Here is a 16588-nt window from a genome sequence, read left to right as displayed (position 1 = left end):
CGTGGCGGACCAGGGACACCGAGGGACCCCGACACCCCCGCCGCTGCTGGCGGGCGGGATCGACGGGATCGCCGGGGCCCTTGGCGAGGGCGGCGGCGAGGAGCTGTGGATCGAGGTCATCCAGCAGATGGATGCGGTCTATTCCGAGCTCGTGGAATCGCAGACCGCGCTGGAGGAACAGCACCGCGAGCTGGGCGAGGCGCACGACTTCATCGGTTCGGTACTAGATGCCATGACCGATGTCGTCATCGCCTGCGATGCCGAGGGGCATATCCTGCGCACCAACCGCGCCCTTGTCCGCATCCTGGGTGAGAGCGAGGAGGCGCTGCTCGGGCGCGAGGTCGAGGCGCTCTTTGCGCCCGGCGAGCGCAAGGACGTGCATGCGGCCATGAACGAGGTGCGCGCAGGCACGCTGGTCGACCAGCGCGAATGGCACCTCCAGATGCCGGGCGGAGCGCTTGGCCTCATCTCCACCAATATCGCCCCGCGCCGCGAGGGAAGTGTGCGCTCTTGCGGCTTCGTCTTCGTGGGGCGGCCGCTGGGCGAACTGCAGCGCGCCTACCGCGAACTCGACGAGGCGCACAGCACGCTGAAGCGCACGCAGGAACAGCTCCTGATGAGCGAGAAGATGGCCGCACTCGGCCGCCTTGTCGCGGGCGTCGCGCACGAGCTCAACAACCCGATCAGCTTTGTCTTCGGCAACATGTACGCGCTCAAGCGCTACGGCGAGGCAATCGCGCGCTATCTGGAGGCGACGGGGCGCGCGCCCTCCGACCCCGAACTGGAGGCGCTGCGCACGCAGCTGCGCATCGACCGTATCCTCGAAGACATCGGCCCACTCGTCGACGGGACGCTGGAAGGCGCCGAGCGCGTGCGCGACATCGTCCAGGACTTGCGGCGCTTTTCCTCCAACCAGGAGGAGACGCCCGAGACCTTCAATCTCACCCGGCTTGTGCGCACCGCGGCGGAATGGGTGGCCAAGGCCCAGCGCGCGCGGCCCGACTTCCACTTCGAGCTGCCCGATCCGCTCGACGTGACAAGCCGCAAGGGCCAGCTGCACCAGATCGCGGTGAACCTGATCCAGAACGCCTGCGACGCGCTGGAGGGGCGCGAGGCCGGCGAGGTGCGGGTGACGGCCTGGCGGGAGGGCGCGCTGGTCTACCTGGAGGTAGCGGATAACGGACCGGGCATCGCGCCCGCCAACCGCGACAAGATCTTCGAACCTTTCTTTACCACCAAGCCGATCGGTTCGGGTACGGGGCTGGGGCTCTACGTCAGCTACAACATGGCCGCTAAGCTGGGCGGCAGCCTTGCCTACGCCGAGAACGCGTCGGGGGGCGCCTCGTTCATCCTGGCGCTTCCGGCTGGCGAGGGTACGCCATGACGAGGCCCGTGCGCCTGCTCTGGCTGCAATCGGGGGGCTGCGGGGGGTGCACGCTCTCGCTGCTCGGCGCGCAGGGGCCCGATCTCGTCTCGGCCCTGGAACTGACCGGGGTGGAGATCGTCTGGCACCCATCGCTAAGCGCGGCCAGTGGACGCGAGGCGCGCGCGCGGATCGAGGCGGTGGCCTCAGGAGACGAACCTCTCGACATCTTCTGCCTCGAAGGTTCGGTGATGACCGGCCCCGATGGCACCGGCCTGTTTCACCGCATGGCCGGAACCGACGAGGCGATGATGCGCGTGATCGAGCGCGTGGCGGTTCGGGCCGATTATGTCCTGGCGGTTGGCAGCTGCGCGGCCTTCGGCGGGATCACGGCGGCGGGCGGCAACGAGGTCGGCGCGGTGGGGCTTGCCTACGACGGGCGCCAGGCAGGCGGTTTGCTGGGCCCCGAATTTCGTTCGGGCAAGGGCCTGCCGGTCATCAACATTGCGGGCTGTCCGATCCACCCCGACTGGTTTACCCAGACCGTTCAGCAGATTGCGGCAGGGGTCTTCGATGAACGCGATATCGACGAGTGGCAAAGGCCGCTCGCCTACACCGGGCATCTTGTCCACCATGGATGCGCGCGCAATGAGTTCTACGAGTTCAAGGCGAGCGCGGAGAACCTGTGCGACATGGGCTGCATGATGGAGCACCTGGGCTGCAAGGGCACGCAGGCGCGCGCGGACTGCAACATCCGCGCCTGGAACGGCTCGGGCTCCTGCCTGGATGGCAACTATCCCTGCATCAACTGCACCGCGCCGGGTTTCGAGGAGCCGGGCCATGAATTCACCCAGACGCCCAAGATCTCCGGCATCCCGGTGGGCCTGCCGACCGACATGCCCAAGGCCTGGTTCGTCGCGCTCGCCTCATTGTCCAAGGCGGCCACGCCCGCACGCCTCAAGGACAACGCCGCGCGCGACCGCATGGTGACGTTGCCCAGGGACAAGGCGCGTGGCGCAGCTGCGGCCAAGCCGGACAAGGGCAAGCGATGAGCGGGGAGGGCACGCGCCTCATCATGGGGCCCTTCAACCGGGTCGAGGGTGATCTGGAAGTACGCCTCGACACCAGCCTCGACACGGTGGTCAGCGCCGAGGTTTCCTCGCCGCTCTACCGGGGGTTTGAGCGCATGCTGGTGGGAAAGCCGGTCCACGACGCGCTGGTCTATGCGCCGCGCATCTGCGGCATCTGCTCGGTCTCGCAGTCGGTCGCGGCCGCGCGCGCGCTGGCAAGGCTCAGTCCCGCTGCCGTGCCTGAGGCGGGGGCCTACGCGGTGAACCTTGTCCACGCGGTTGAGAACCTGGCGGACCATTTCACGCATTTCTACCTCTTCTTCATGCCCGATTTCGCGCGCGAGGTGTACGCCAGGGAAGCCTGGTACGCGCCCGTCGCGGCGCGGTTCCGCGCGATCAAGGGCAGTGCCGCGCGCGAGGCCTTGCAGGCGCGCGCAAGCTGGATGGAGATCATGGGGCTGCTTGCCGGCAAGTGGCCGCACACGCTCTCGATCCAGCCTGGCGGATCGACCCGGGCGATCTCGCGCGCCGAGAAGGTCCAGGTCCTCACCCTCATCCGCCGCTTTCGCCAGTACCTGGAAACCACGCTCTTCGGGGACAGCCTGGAAGCCGTGGGCGAGCTGACAAGCGCCGAGGCTCTCCACGCCTGGAGCGAGGGGCGCAGCAGCGACTTTGCGCAGTTCCTCCAGGTGGCGCGCGCGCTGGAGCTGGACCGGCTCGGGCGCACGCGCAACGCGCACATGAGCTTTGGCGCCTATGAACTGGGTGCAGGGCATCTTTTCGCGCAAGGGGTGTGGGTGGCCGGAGCGGTGCAGCCGCTCGAGACCGCCTCCATCGCCGAGGATGTGAGCCATGCGTGGTATGCGCAAGGCCCCGGGGCGAAGGGGCCGCTGCGCGATGCGCCGGTGCCCGACGTGCAGAACGAGGATGCCTACTCGTGGTGCAAGGCGCCGCGTCTGGGGGGGCAGGTGGTGGAGGTCGGCGCGCTCTCCCGCCTCCTCGTGGAGGGCCATCCCCTCGCACTCGATATGGCCCGTAAGGGCGGCCATGTCGCCGCGCGTATCGCGGCGCGCATGCTCGAACTCGCCCTCGTCGTACCGGCGATGGAAACGTGGATTTCCGCGATCGATCCCGAGGCGCCCTTCATCGATCACAGCGCGCTGGCTCCGGCCGGGGAAGGTGCCGGGCTGACCGAGGCCGCGCGCGGATCGCTCGGGCACTGGCTGCGCGCGGACGCAGGGCGGATCGACCATTACCAGATCATTGCGCCCACCACCTGGAACTTCAGCCCGCGCGACAAGCGCGGCGTTCCGGGCCCCTTGGAGCAGGCGCTGGAGGGAACCCCGATCCGGCCCGGCGAAGAGGAGCCGGTGGCGGTGCAGCATGTGGTTCGCTCGTTCGACCCCTGCATGGTCTGCACGGTGCACTGATGGCGCGCGTCACCGATGCCCTCACCGGGGATCGCAGCTACAAGGCCCTGCGCGTGCGTGGACAGGTGCAGGCGGTCGGCTATCGCCCCTTTGTGTGGCAATGCGCCCACGCGCTCGGGCTGGCGGGCGATGTTGCCAACGATGGCGAGGGCGTTCTTGTGCGCGTCGCAGGCCCATCCGAGGCGCTTGACCGTTTCGAGGCGCGGTTGCGCCTTGAGGCTCCGCCGCTCGCCCGCGTGTTCTCGGTGGAGGTCGTGGACACTGCGCCGTTCGCCTGCGATGAGGAGTTCACGATTGCGCGCAGTGGCGGCGGGGCGGTGGCAACGGGCATCGTGCCCGATGCGGCGACCTGCCCGGCGTGCCTTTCCGAACTGCGGGATCCGGCCGACCGGCGCCATGGCTATGCGTTCGGAAACTGCACCCATTGCGGTCCGCGTCTCTCGATCATGTCCGCGCTCCCCTATGACCGCGCCCGCACCAGCATGGCCGATTTTGCGCTGTGCGAGCCTTGCGCGTGCGAATACGCAGACCCGGCCGACCGGCGCTTTCACGCCCAGCCCATCGCCTGCCCCGCCTGCGGCCCCCGGCTCGAGCTGACCGGCGAAGGGAAGGGCGCGCCCGATCCGCTGGCGAGAAGCGTCGACCTGCTGCGCAAGGGGCGCATCGTCGCGATCAAGGGGCTGGGGGGCTACCATCTCGCCTGCCTTGCCACCGATGCCGAGGCCGTGGCGAAGCTGCGCACGCGCAAGGCGCGCGATGCCAAGCCTTTTGCGGTCATGGTTCCCTCTCTGACAGCCGCTTGGGAGCTGTGCGAGGTGTCGGACGAAGCCGCGCAGGCGCTGGCGAGTCCGGCCGCGCCCATCGTCCTCCTGCCGCTTCGCAAGGACGGGCCCGCCTTGCCTGAGGGCGTGGCACCGGGGCAGGATCATCTGGGGCTCCTGCTGCCCTACACGCCGCTCCACCACCTCCTGATGGATGCGCTGCAGGCGCCGCTGGTGATGACCTCGGGCAACCGCAGCGACGAGCCGCAGGTGACCGATGATGGCGAGGCGCGCACGAAACTTGCGGGGATCGCCGATGCCTGGCTTGGCCATGACCGCGCCATCGTCAACCGTATCGACGACAGCGTGATGGCGTTCGATGCGCGCGGGCCCGTGGTGCTGCGCCGGGCACGCGGACTGGCACCCGATCCCATCCTGCTGCCCGATAGCCTCGCCGCGGCCACGCCGATCCTGGCCATGGGGGGCGAGCTCAAGGCGACCTTCTGCCTGCTGCGCGGGCGCGAGGCCGTCCTGTCGCCCCATATCGGAGACCTGGAGGACGCCGTCGCGCGCGCCGACTATCGGCGCATGCTTGACCTTTTCTGCGATCTCTATGCCTTCACGCCGGGCGCGATTGCGGTGGACGGACACCCGGACTATGCCTCCACCCGGATCGGCATGGCCCTGGCGCAAGAGCGGGGCCTGCCGCTGGTCACCGTCGATCACCACCACGCGCACCTCGCGGCGTGTCTGGCCGAGAACGGCATCGCGGCGGGCGAGACGGTCACGGCCCTGGTGTGCGATGGCCTTGGCCTTGGCGGCGATGGTACGCTGTGGGGCGGCGAGGTGCTGCGCGGCGGCTATGCCCGCGCCGCGCGGACCGGCGCGCTGCCTGCCGTGGCGCTGCCGGGTGGAGCGGCGGCGATGAAGCAGCCCTGGCGCAACCTGCTCGCGCACCTCCTTCATGCTTTCGGGGACGAATGGGTCGAAGCGGTGCCCGTGCTGGCCGAGCGCGTGCCCGCAGGACCATCGCGCCAGGTCCTGCAACGCATCATTGCGCAGGGGCTCAACAGTCCGGTCTGTTCCTCGGGCGGGCGATTGTTCGATGCGGTGGCTGCGGCGCTTGACCTGTGCGGACCGAGCATTTCCCACGAAGGCGAGGCGGCCATGGCGCTGGAGGCCGCGGCCCGGCCTTTCGTGACGGGGGAGACCGGCTATCCCTTCGCGCTCACCCATGATGCGGGGGGGCTTGCGCGGCTGGACTTCGCGCACCTGTGGCAAGCGCTCGCGCGCGATCTCGGCGCGGGCGTGCCGCGAGGGATGATAGCTGCGCGCTTCCACCTGGGACTGGCTGACGCCCTTGTCGCGCTGGCGGGCGTATGGGAGGCGTCCTTATCCCATGGTCGGGTGGCGCTGAGCGGCGGGGTGTTCAACAATCGCATCCTGCGCGAGGCGGTGGCGCAGCGGATCGAGGATGTGGGCGCTGTGCCGCTTGTCCATCGCCGCGTTCCGGCAGGCGATGGCGGGCTTTCGTTGGGGCAGGCGGTGGTAGCCGCAGCGCGGCTTGATGGGGACTGGCAGGAGGACACGGGGACATGCTGAACGAACACGACCTCAGGCGGCGTATCGTCGGGGAAATGCACCTGCGGCGCTGGCCCCACGTCTGCGCGCCCTCCACGATCATACAGTTCGTGCGCGTGCTTGAGCCGGACCAGCGCGAGGCCGAACTGCGCTGTGTCGAGACACTGCCCTCGGGCGGTGTCGCCGGGCGCAGCGAGAACCCGCGCCACCGCGCCGGATCGCTCGGGCCCGGTATTGCCTTTGGCTGGGAGCGCCAGAGCGAGGCCAGCACGACGACGCTCTTCATCGACCGCCTGCTGGTGGACGCGCAGGGCAACTTCGCGCCCGATCCGGCCGCGCTGGAAGCTCTGAGCTGGGCCAAGGGGATGCCGGGCAAGGTCCTGCGCGCGATCCGCGTGCTGATCGTGCCTGACGAGGACGCTGCCCGCACGCTGATCCCGGCGATGGGTTACGATCCGCTCGACCTCGTCAGTTGCCATATCTCCTGCCAGGACGGCGAACAGGCCGCGCGGGTGTGGTCCGATTTCCGCTTTCGTGATGAGGGCTACGGTCAGATCCTGGTGGCGGCCAACGGCATGGCGGGCGGCGATCTCTCGCGCTCGGTCCAGCGCCTGCAGGAACTGGGTAACTACCGCAACCTGGCGCTGCTCGGCCTGCCGGTGGCGCAGGATGGCTGGAAGCTGCTTGACCGGATCGAGGATGAACTCAGCGATCTTACCTCGCAGGTCGCCGATCCCGAAGTGCGCGACGATGATCTCCTGAGCGAGGTCACGCGCCTCTCGATGGAGCTGATCGCCCATTCGACCGAGACCGATTACCGCCTGAGCGCGACCGAGGCCTACGCCACCATCGTCGAGGATCGGCTGGAGGGCCTCCACATTCGCGCCTGTCCGGGGCATCCCTCGCTTGCCGACTTCACCCAGCGCCGCTTCCTGCCCGCCGTGCGCACCTGCGCGGCCCATCGCCGCCGCGAGGAGCAGCTGGCCCAGCGCACCGAGCGGTTGGTCTCGCTGCTGCGCACCCGCGTCGAGACCCGCATCGAGAACCAGAACGGACGCCTGCTTGCCTCGATGGAGCGATCAAGCACGCGCCAGCTGCGCCTGCAGCAACTGGTCGAGGGGCTCTCGGTCGTGGCGCTCAGTTACTACGGGATCAGCCTCATCGCGCACATGCTCGAAGGGGTGGAACTGCTGGCTCCGCACTTCCATGCGCACCTTGTCGTCGCCGCGCTGACCCCCGTCATGGTGATCGGCATGTATCTGGGACTGCACCACCTCAAGAAGCGCATCCTCGATTGAGCGCGGGTATTATGCCGCCGGGGCGGGCTTTGCGGCGCAGGTCCTGGCGATGAAGGTCGCGTGGTCGGGCAGCCGCTCGGCGGCGCGGGCAAGCGTGGTGCGGCGCTGGTCAAGAAGGGCGCGCAGGTCCCCCTCGGGGAGCAGGTGCGTGCGCGGATTGACCGCACGTGGGAGCACGCCCTGACCCAGCAGGATGGCAACCCAGCTGGGTTCCTGGTGGGATTCCAGATCGTACATGGGAACCCGGCCGCAGGCTTCCCAGGCGTCGAGCTTGGCGCGAAGGGTGCCCGGCAAGTCCATGGCCGCGACCTGGCGCCAGAGCGGTTCGGTCCGGCGGGTGCGGCAATAATGGGCGATGATGAAGTCGCGGATGCGCTCGTACTCGAGCGCGGTCTGGCGGTTGTATTCCGCGGCGAGCGCAGGATCGGGGACCTTGCCGGGCAGGAACTCGACGAGCCGGGTCACGCCGGTCTGGATCAGCTGGATCGCGGTCGATTCCAGCGGTTCGAGGAAGCCTGCGGCAAGGCCGATGGCAATTACGTTGCCCTCCCAGAAACGGCTGCGGCGTCCGGGCGTGAAGCGCAGCAGGCGCGGTTCGGCCAGGGCCTCGCCGTCGAGACCGGCGAGGAGCTGCGCGACAGCCTCGTCGTCCGAGATGTGGGCGCTGGAATAGACATGGCCGTTGCCGGTGCGGTTCTGGAGCGGGATGCGCCACTGCCAGCCCGCCTCTTTTGCGCTTGAGCTGGTGAAGGGCGTGAAGCGCCCGGCGCGTGCGCAGGGAACAGCCGCCGCGCGGTCGCAGGGGAGCCACTGGCTCCAGTCCTCGAAGCCCACGCCCTGCGCCTGGCCCAGGAGCAGGCTGGCAAAGCCGGTGCAGTCGAGGAACACGTCGCCCTCGACGCGTCGATCCCCGTCAAGCTGGAGCGCGCGGACGTGGCCGCTCTGCGCATCGAGCGCGACATTCTTGATGCGCCCCTCGATGCGGGTCACGCCCATGCCCTCGGCCAGACGGCGCAAGTAGGCGGCGTAGAGTGCAGCGTCGAAGTGGAAGGCGTGGCGGAACTGCGCGGCTTCGCCCGAAAGCGCTTCGTGCGGCACGAACCGGTCCTGGGAGGCCAGCACCTCGGCCATCGCGAAGTCGCCGAGCGCCGGAACCTGCCCCTCGCGGGCAAGGCGCAGCCAGTGCTGGTGGACGGGAAGTCCGGCAATGTCGGCGCCGTAGTCGCCAAAGCCGTGGAAGTGGCGGTTGCCGATCTCGCCCCAGTCGGCGAATTCGATCCCCAGCTTGAAGGTGCCGTTGGTGGCGGCCACGAACTCGGGTTCGTGGATGCCCAGGAACCGGTTGAGCTCGCCGATCAGGGGGACAGTCGCCTCGCCCACGCCGATGATGCCGATGTCCTCGGATTCGACGAGGGTGATCCGCGCGGCGGGGGAGGCAGGAAACGGGCCAGTACCGCGGCCGAAATCCAGCCTGCGCTGCCGCCTCCGGCAATCACGAAGTGGACAGGCGGGGTATCGGGTCCGGCCATTGGCATGTTGCTCCCGTCAGAAGTCGGCCCCGACCTCTTCCTTGCGGAAAAAGCCGGGGCCTTGGGAGGAGCTGGTATCAGAAGCGCGTGCGCACGACCATGGCGACGCGGCGGTCGGTCTCGGTCCAGCTGTAGCGCGGCTGGAAGCTGGGATCGCCCACGCGCAGGTACGTGCGCGAGGTGAGCAGGTTGGTGCCCTGCACGCCGACCTTCAGGTGCTCGTTCACGTTGACCAGGATCGAGGCATCAAGCTGGCCGTAGTCGTCGTTCCAGACCGGGTAGTTGATGTTCGCAGCCGACGTGGTCAGCAGGTACTTCTTGCGCCAGTTGTAGGCGACGCGGGCCGAAACGCCGGGCGTCTCGTAGATCGCGGCCACGTTGTAGGACCACTTCGAGAGGCCTTCGAGCGGCAGGTTGAGGCCTGCATTCTCGCCGTTGGCGGTATCGAACACGTTGACCGAGGAGTTCGCGCCACCGGTCGAGTCGACGTAGGTCAGGTTGCCGGTGAAGCCCAGGCCCGAGAGCGGTCCGGGAAGGAAGTCGAGGAACTGGGTGTAGGCCAGCTCGAAGCCCTTGATCTTGCCCTTGGCGCCGTTGGTCTGGCGGTTGACGTCGAAGGTGATCGTCTCGCCGCCGCTGGTGTATTCCTGCTGTTCCAGGCCGACGAAGATGTAGTCGCTGATTTCCTTGTAGAAGAGCGCCAGCGTCAGGCTGTTCGAACGGCCGTAGTAGTACTCGAAGCTGAGGTCGAAGTTGTTCGAGCGGGTCGGCTTCAGGTCCGGGTTGCCCGCGGTGCCAGTGAACGCGGTGGTTACGCCGCCTACGCCCGTGCCGTTGGGGTTGCCGTCGTTGTCGAACGAGAAGTTCAGCGAGGTGTACGGGTTGAGCTGCGCGAAGGTCGGACGCGAGATCCCCTTCGAGGCCGCGAAGCGGACCTGGAAGTCGTCGGTCACGAAGTAGCGCAGGTTGAAGCTGGGCAGAACATCGGTGTAGCTGTTGCTGCCCGAGGTGATCGAAGTGCCGAGGTCACCCGAGGCGAAGGCGAGTGCACGTTCGTAGTCGGAGCAGTCGGTCGTGGCCGAGTTGCAGTTGACGCTCAGTGTTCCGACGTTGATCGCCGAACCCAGCGAGTTGAGCTTGGTGTGCACCACACGCACGCCCAGGTTGCCGTCGAAGCGGCCGACCGGGCTGTAGTCCATGCCGAAGCGCGCCATGGCGTAGCCCGCGAGAACTTCCTGGCCCTGGTTGTTGATGCCGCCCTGGCCGGTGGTCTGCGAGAAGTCGTCGCTGAGCGGAGCCCAGCCCCAACCGTTCGAGAGCGTGGCGCCCAGGTAGTCGAAGGCATGGCCCGTGCCCTGGTTGACGAGGCTGGGGGCTGGCAGCCACAGGCCCGAAGTCGGGTTGCTGGCTTCGCCGCGGAAGAAGTTGTTGAAGTCCACGAACGTCGACTGGTTGGGCAGGTCCGCGATCTGCGGGCCACCCGGGTAGCCGGTTTCATCAAGGCGCACTTCGTTGCCCGGAAGCCAGTACTGGCCCGAAAGAAGACCCCAGTTGTAGGTGGTCTGACGCGTGATCGCGGTGCGGTCCGACCAGCGGCCGCCGACCTTGAGCGACTTCAGGAAGCCTTCGTCGAACTTGTATTCCACATCGCCGCGGATCGCCCACTGGTCCGCCTCGTTGTCCTCGAGGTGGTCCATCGCGGCCGCCCACCAGTTCGCGCTCTTTTCCGCCAGCGACTGCGAGGGGTCGGTGGGACGCATGTTCAAGTAGGGCGTGTTGCCGTCGAGGTCGAAGTCGAAGGTCGTGCCCACGTCCGTACCGGTGAAGGCGGTCATCGAATAGACGCTGGCGGTCGACTTCGAGTACTGGACATCGGCCGTGACGGTCCAGTGGCTGTCAGGCTCCCACAGGGCCTTGAACGAGTAGTCCTGGTTCTTCTTGTCCTGGCTGCCCGCGCGCGTGTCGAGCAGCGGCTGCTGGTTGTCGGCCACGCCCGAGACGAGCTGGTTCTGCTCACCAAAGACGAAGCCCGGGGTCGTCGGGTCCATCTGGGTTGAGTTGCCGATGTAGTATTCGGTGTCGCGCGGCTTGGCGGTCGAGATCAGCGCCTCGGCGGTGAACTCGAGCGTGCTCGAGGGACGCCACTGCAGCGAGGCGTCGAAGGCGCGGCGTTCCTGCTGCCAGTCGATGCGGCGGAAGCCAACGCTGTTGGGGACGTAGACCGTGTCGCCTTCGGCATAGCCATTGGCATCCTCGGTCATCTCGCGCTGGAGGAAGCGGTCGGCCGAGATCGAGTCGGTGCGGTTGCCGATGTTGCTGATCGAGTAGGAGACGAGGACGCCGATTTCGCCCAGGCCCGTGTCGAAGCGGTCGCTGACGAGCGCGCTGCCCGACAGGAAGCTCTTGGAACGCAGGTCCGCGTAGTTCACGTCGCCCGAAACCGCGGCCACGAAGCCCGGCGCATCGAAGGGCTTGCGCGTGCGCAGGTCGATGGTGCCGCCGATGCCGCCCTCGACCATGTCCGCCGAGGGGTTCTTGTAGACGTCCACGCCCGACATGAGATCGGCCGAGATGTCCTCGAAGGAAAGCGAGTTGCCGCTGTTGGCCGAGAACACGTCGCGGCCGTTGAGCTCGGAGCGCACGAAGGACAGGCCGCGGATGAAGACGCCGCCGCCTTCACCCGAGAGACGCGCGGGGTCGCGCGCTTCGCTGGTGCGCTGGAGGGTGACGCCCGGGATGCGCTGGAGCGCTTCGGAAACCGAACGGTCGGGAAGGGCGCCGATGTCCTGCGCGGTGATCGAATCGACGACGACTTCGGCGTCGCGCTTGCGGTCGATCGCGCTCTCGAGCGAGGCGCGGATGCCGGTGACGATGATCGCCTGCTCTTCGTTCAGCGTGGCTTGGGCAGGCGTGTCCGCCTCCTGGGCCGCGGCGAGCGCGGGCATGGCGCAGATCGCGAGTGCGGTCGCGGACGTGCCTGCGCGCAGGAGCATGTCCCCACGGATTCCGGTGAAACTGTTACGAATGCGAGTGAACGCTGCCATTTCGGTGCCCTCCTGTCCCAACTCTGCTGCGCTGCATCTATTGGATAGCGCTATCATTTTGCGATGCGGCAAAACTATAGGTACGAATGCTGACGATTGCCGCGCCGTGGCGCTGGCTACTATCACCGGTGAAATACCCGCGCAACACAAAATGATGACCGCTAACATTTGTCGGTGCAGTGTTGCGCGAACGCGTCACGGTGCGCGCTTCCTATTGGAAAAACGCTTGGAAATCTCCGATTTGGGTGAACTGATCGCTTAGCGAGTACCCTCGTTCAGGGCCCGTGCGATCGCCGCTGCGGCGATGGGGGCCATGACGTCATAGCCGGCCGCGCTGGGATGGATGCCGTCCTTCGTGAATTCCGGTTTCAGCAGGCCCTTGTCGGTCTTCATCGCCGGGGCGTAATCGGCAAAGGCGTAGCCGCGAGCGGCGGCAAGCTGGCGCAGGTGGGCGTTGATCGCGCGCAACTGGGCGGGCTTGCGTTCGGCCTCCACCCACTGCGCCTCGGGCGTGTTGGTCACCGGCAGGATCGAGCAGAGCACGACCTGGATGCCGTGGCGCTCGGCAATGTCGGCCATCGCGGTGATGTTGCTGACGATGCCCTCGGTGGTCTCCATCTGGAGCATGCCCGAGACATCGTTGACGCCGCCCAGGATGACCACGGCGCGGGGCTTCAGGGCGACGACGTCCTGTTCGAAGCGGACCAGCATCTGTGCGGTGACCTGCGCGCTGATGCCCCGATTCACATAGGGCTTGCCCGGGAAGAAACGCTCGAGGTTCCACAGGTCGGTGATCGAATCGCCCATGAAGACGACACGCTGTTCACCCGGCGCAGGCGGCGCGAGCTTCGCGTTGGCGGGCGCGTAGAGATAGCGCTCGCCGAAGTCGCGCATCATGGACGGTACGAGCTTGTCGCGGAACGGGCCGGCCCAGGGCCCCCAGTCGCGGGTCTCTTCGATGGTGCGGCGTTCCGGGCTCGACTGGTAGGGCGCGGGCGCGTTCGCTGCGATCAGGAGGGCCGCGCCGGCAAGCAGGAGGCCAAGGCGTTTCATGCCGCGAAGACTCCGTGGCGCTGGCCGTAGGCGTAGAACAGGTCGGGCCAGGCGTGGGCGGGCGTGGCGGGATCGAGGCGTACGCCGAAGCCGTGCCCACCCTTGTCGAAGCCGTGGAATTCGCACGGGCGCTGCTGGGCTAGCATCGCCGAGTACATCGCGAGCGAATTCTGGATGGGAACGAGCCCGTCGTCGCTCGCTCCGGTCAGGAAGACGGGCGGCGTGTCCGCGCCGACGCGCTTCTCGACCGAGGCATGTTCGGCGTCCTTGGCGGGGGCGCCCTGCCCCAGCAGGTTGTCGCGGGAACCGGCATGGGTGAAGGGCTCGGCCAGCGAGATGACGGGATAGATCAGCCCGGCAAGGTCGGGGCGTGCCGAGACTTCGTCGATCGCGTCGAGCGGCGCATACGTCTTCTCGGCAAAGCGCGTGGCCAGGCTGCCGCCCAGATGGCCGCCTGCCGAAAAGCCGAGCACGGCCAGCCGTTTCGGGTCGAGCGCGAACTCACGCGCGCGCGAACGGATGATGCGCATCGCGCGCTGCGCGTCCTGCAAGGGCACAAGGGCGCGCTTGGACCAACCCTCTGCGGGAAGGCGGTAGGAGAGGATGAAGCAGGTGACGCCGCGCTGGGTCAGCCAGCGGGCCTGCTCCTCGCCCTCGTTGTCCCAGGCAAGGAAGCCGTAGCCGCCGCCCGGGATCAGCAGCACCGCCGAACCATTGCGGTAGGCGGGCTGGCGCACCTCGAGCCAGGGCGTGCCAACGCCGGTGACGATGCGCTCGTCGAAGCTGGGGTCCGTGCTCCCTTGCGCGACCTTGCGTTCGGGCAGGCGGGCAGGGGCCCCGGGCGCCTTGCCCGGCCAGAGCGGGATCGTCGGGCCAGAGGTGGTGATTGCCGTGGGGCCCGCATGCGCGGGGCGGCTGCGCGCGGTGGCCGCAACGCCCAGCGCGGCGAGGCCGCCGAGCAGGGCCCGGCGCGAGGTGGCGTGGGAAGCGGTCATCGCGCGTAACCTCCTTATTCGGGGCAGACGGTTCCGGCCGGGTCGGTGGCGATGCGCATGTCCGAGATCGAGACCGCGAAGGGCGCCTTGGCCTTGAGCGCGAAGGGCTTGGTGATGCCGCCCAGATACGTGCCGTGCTGGCCAAAGCACTTCAGCGAGATCTTGAGCGAGGACCATGTGCCCGGTTGCGCCAGCGCTTCGTCGATGCGCACCGTGCCCGAACCCAGCGAGAGCGTGACGGGGGCCGTCGGCGCGGTGTCGAGGCGGTAGATCACCTCGACGTTCATGTCCGCATTCGCCTCGCGGTCGAGCTTGAGGTTGGGGCCGTCGATGCGCATCTGGCCCTCGCCCGTCCAGTCAAGCCGGATCGCGCCTTCCTGCCGGTCGGCGCTGTCGACCAGGCGCTGCGAAACCGCGCCGTCGAGGCCCATCGTGAAGGGCTTCGCAAGAATGCCGTCGGCGATGTAGGTGCTGGTGTTGGTCGCGCTGGCGTCGATCCCGGGCTCTTCGCCAAGGGCGGGCACGTGGCCGCTCTTCGCATAGCTCAGGCCATAGCCGAGCGCGAACAGCGGGTCGTAGTCCGCATCGCCCTGGTTGAGGCGGAACTGGTCGGCGCGCTTGGGCCAGCTGAAGGAGAGGGCGCCGGTGAAGTCGGTCGCACCGCCCACCAGCACATCGGCCACGCCTGCGCCTTCCGAACCGGGATACCAGGCCGCGACGAAAGCGTCGGACTGGTTGATCTCGGGGTTGACCCAAAGCGGGCGACCCGAGAGGAAGACCGAGACGGTCGGGATCCCGGCCGCCTTCAGCTTGGTAAGGAGCGCGAGTGCCTTCTTGTCGCCGGGCTGGAATTCGAGGCTGCGGATGTCGCCGCGAAGCTCCGCGTAAGGTTCTTCGCCGAAGACGACGATGGCGACGTCGGGCTTCTGCGAGAAGCTGCCGTCGACAGAAAGGGTGGCCGTGCCGCCGCCCGCTTCGAGCGCCTGCTCGATACCGGCGTAGATCGAGGTCGCGCCGGGGAAATCGGCGTTGGTGTTGCCATCGCCCTGCCAGGAAAGCGTCCACCCGCCCGACTGGCGGCCGATGTCGTCGGCCGCATCGCCCGCGACGAGGACGTTGGCGCTCGACTTGATCGGCAGCACGCCTTCGTTCTTGAGGAGGACGAGGCTCTCACGCACGGCGCGCCGGGCAATCGCACGGTGCTCGGGCGCACCCATCACGTCCTGCCACTTGGCCTCGTAGGGGCGGGCCGCGTCGAACAGGCCGAGCTTGAACTTGATGCGCAGGATGCGGCGCACGGCATCGTCGATGCGCGCCATCGGGATGGTGCCGTCCTCGGCGTGCTTGAGCGTCGAGTTGAACAGGCCCTTCCAGCTGTCGGGCGCCATCGCCATGTCGAGCCCGGCGTTGAAGGTGTCGGGGCAATCGGTGTTGGTGCAGCCCGGGATCTGGCCATGGCCGTTCCAGTCCCCCACGACGAAGCCGTCGAAGCCCATGCGGCCCTTGAGGACATCGGTGAGCAGGGCCTTGTTGCCGTGCATCTTGATCCCGTTCCAGCTCTGGAACGAGGCCATGACGGTCATCGTGCCGGCATCGACGGCGGGGGGGTAGCCTGCATCGTGGATGCGGATGAGGGTGTTCTCATCGACCTGGGTGTCGCCCTGGTCGATGCCCTCGGTGGTGCCGCCATCGCCCAGGAAGTGCTTGACGCTGGCCGAGACACGGCCCGCCTGGACGGTGTTGGGGGTGCCGGGCGCGCCCTGCAGGCCCTCGATCATCGGCGCGGCGTAGGCGGCGACGAGCGCGGGGTTCTCCGAGTAACCTTCGTAGGCGCGGCCCCAGCGGTCGTCCTGCGGCACGGCGAGCGTCGGACCGAAGGCCCAGTGGATGCCGCTCGCGGCGGTTTCGGCGGCGGTGGCCCGGCCGATCTCGCGCATCAATTCGGGGTCGTGCATCGCGCCAAGACCGCTGTTGTGCGGGAAGAGCGTGGCGCCCACGACATTGGAATTGCCGTGAACGGCATCGATGCCGAAGATGATGGGAATGGCGACGTGGCCCTTGCGCTTCTCCAGCGCAACCGCATCGAAGGCGTGGCTGGTGGCGATCCAGGGCTCGGCGGGCGAGCGGTCGGGCGCGCCGATCGGGGGCGAGTTGCCGCCTGCGAGGATCGAGCCGAGCGGATATTCGCGCAGGTCCTCAGGCGTGATCGCGGCGGTGTCGGCCTGGATCATCTGGCCGACCTTCTCGCGCAGAGACATCTGGGCCATGAGCTTGGTGATCTTCGCCTCGATCGCGGGATCGATGAAATCGGGGCTCTTGGCGGCGGGCCACTTGTCCGGGTGCACCGGAGTGGGCGCGGGGGCCTCGTCGCCCAGGGCAGGCTGGGCCAGCGCGAGCGCCGCGCAGGAACTGAGCGCAAACGCCTGCGCGATGCGGTTGAAACGCCTCATGTCATCCTCGTCCA

At 68.0% G+C, this 16588-nt stretch carries 10 protein-coding genes; 5 read left to right on the top strand and 5 right to left on the bottom strand.

Annotated features, from left to right (window positions below; all coding sequences use genetic code 11):
* Position 1 precedes the first annotated feature (1 nt).
* From MBENS4_RS03615 to MBENS4_RS03595, 5 genes are read left to right on the top strand one after another with little or no spacing between them, the layout of a single operon-like run.
* Complete coding sequence (locus tag MBENS4_RS03615) at positions 2 to 1384, top strand: sensor histidine kinase (protein ID WP_199904333.1); 1383 nt, start codon at positions 2 to 4, stop codon at positions 1382 to 1384.
* Complete coding sequence (locus tag MBENS4_RS03610) at positions 1381 to 2415, top strand: HupU protein (RefSeq protein WP_039388844.1); 1035 nt, start codon at positions 1381 to 1383, stop codon at positions 2413 to 2415. Before MBENS4_RS03615 ends, MBENS4_RS03610 begins: the two co-directional genes overlap by 4 nt.
* Positions 2412 to 3863, top strand: a complete 1452-nt coding sequence (locus MBENS4_RS03605; RefSeq protein ID WP_039388842.1) for a nickel-dependent hydrogenase large subunit — start codon at positions 2412 to 2414, stop codon at positions 3861 to 3863. The genes MBENS4_RS03610 and MBENS4_RS03605 overlap by 4 nt, the downstream gene beginning before the upstream one ends.
* Positions 3863 to 6226: a carbamoyltransferase HypF gene (gene hypF / locus MBENS4_RS03600; protein ID WP_039388840.1), complete on the top strand. Its 2364-nt coding sequence runs from the start codon at positions 3863 to 3865 to the stop codon at positions 6224 to 6226. The genes MBENS4_RS03605 and hypF overlap by 1 nt, the downstream gene beginning before the upstream one ends.
* A complete protein-coding gene (locus MBENS4_RS03595; RefSeq protein ID WP_039388838.1) occupies positions 6220 to 7503 on the top strand; it encodes a DUF3422 domain-containing protein in 1284 nt (427 codons plus the stop codon). Before hypF ends, MBENS4_RS03595 begins: the two co-directional genes overlap by 7 nt.
* A gap of 9 nt (positions 7504 to 7512) precedes the next feature.
* Here the strand turns inward: MBENS4_RS03595 and MBENS4_RS03590 are convergent, their stop codons facing one another.
* From MBENS4_RS03590 to MBENS4_RS03570, 5 genes are all read right to left on the bottom strand, one after another.
* Positions 7513 to 8883, bottom strand: a complete 1371-nt coding sequence (locus tag MBENS4_RS03590) for a tryptophan halogenase family protein (protein ID WP_340140785.1) — start codon at positions 8881 to 8883, stop codon at positions 7513 to 7515.
* 226 nt (positions 8884 to 9109) lie between these two features.
* Complete coding sequence (locus MBENS4_RS03585; protein ID WP_242404763.1) at positions 9110 to 12076, bottom strand: TonB-dependent receptor; 2967 nt, start codon at positions 12074 to 12076, stop codon at positions 9110 to 9112.
* A 258-nt stretch (positions 12077 to 12334) separates the two neighbouring features.
* The gene (locus MBENS4_RS03580) at positions 12335 to 13129 is read right to left on the bottom strand and encodes a GDSL-type esterase/lipase family protein (RefSeq protein WP_039388834.1); all 795 of its coding nucleotides are present in this window, start codon (positions 13127 to 13129) and stop codon (positions 12335 to 12337) included.
* On the bottom strand, positions 13126 to 14124 hold the full coding sequence (locus MBENS4_RS03575) for an alpha/beta hydrolase (RefSeq protein WP_039388833.1): 999 nt from the start codon (positions 14122 to 14124) through the stop codon (positions 13126 to 13128). Before MBENS4_RS03575 ends, MBENS4_RS03580 begins: the two co-directional genes overlap by 4 nt.
* A gap of 14 nt (positions 14125 to 14138) precedes the next feature.
* Positions 14139 to 16574, bottom strand: coding sequence for a glycoside hydrolase family 3 protein (locus MBENS4_RS03570; protein ID WP_084592109.1), 2436 nt, complete (start codon positions 16572 to 16574; stop codon positions 14139 to 14141).
* Positions 16575 to 16588: the final 14 nt, after the last annotated feature.

Source organism: Novosphingobium sp. MBES04 (assembly GCF_000813185.1).
Taxonomy (GTDB): domain Bacteria; phylum Pseudomonadota; class Alphaproteobacteria; order Sphingomonadales; family Sphingomonadaceae; genus Novosphingobium; species Novosphingobium decolorationis.
The sequence above is the reverse complement of the archived record's forward strand: the minus strand, read 5'-3'. Positions and strand labels throughout refer to the sequence as shown.

What these genes read in the sequence shown, in the direction of transcription:
- MBENS4_RS03610 (WP_039388844.1), top strand. Translation starts at nt 1,381, where the DNA reads ATGACGAGGCCCGTGCGCCTGCTCTGGCTGCAATCGGGGGGCTGCGGG.
- MBENS4_RS03605 (WP_039388842.1), top strand. Translation starts at nt 2,412, where the DNA reads ATGAGCGGGGAGGGCACGCGCCTCATCATGGGGCCCTTCAACCGGGTC.
- hypF (WP_039388840.1), top strand. Translation starts at nt 3,863, where the DNA reads ATGGCGCGCGTCACCGATGCCCTCACCGGGGATCGCAGCTACAAGGCC.
- MBENS4_RS03595 (WP_039388838.1), top strand. Translation starts at nt 6,220, where the DNA reads ATGCTGAACGAACACGACCTCAGGCGGCGTATCGTCGGGGAAATGCAC.
- MBENS4_RS03580 (WP_039388834.1), bottom strand. Translation starts at nt 13,129, where the DNA reads ATGAAACGCCTTGGCCTCCTGCTTGCCGGCGCGGCCCTCCTGATCGCA.
- MBENS4_RS03570 (WP_084592109.1), bottom strand. Translation starts at nt 16,574, where the DNA reads ATGAGGCGTTTCAACCGCATCGCGCAGGCGTTTGCGCTCAGTTCCTGC.
- MBENS4_RS03585 (WP_242404763.1), bottom strand. Translation starts at nt 12,076, where the DNA reads ATGGCAGCGTTCACTCGCATTCGTAACAGTTTCACCGGAATCCGTGGG.
- MBENS4_RS03575 (WP_039388833.1), bottom strand. Translation starts at nt 14,124, where the DNA reads ATGACCGCTTCCCACGCCACCTCGCGCCGGGCCCTGCTCGGCGGCCTC.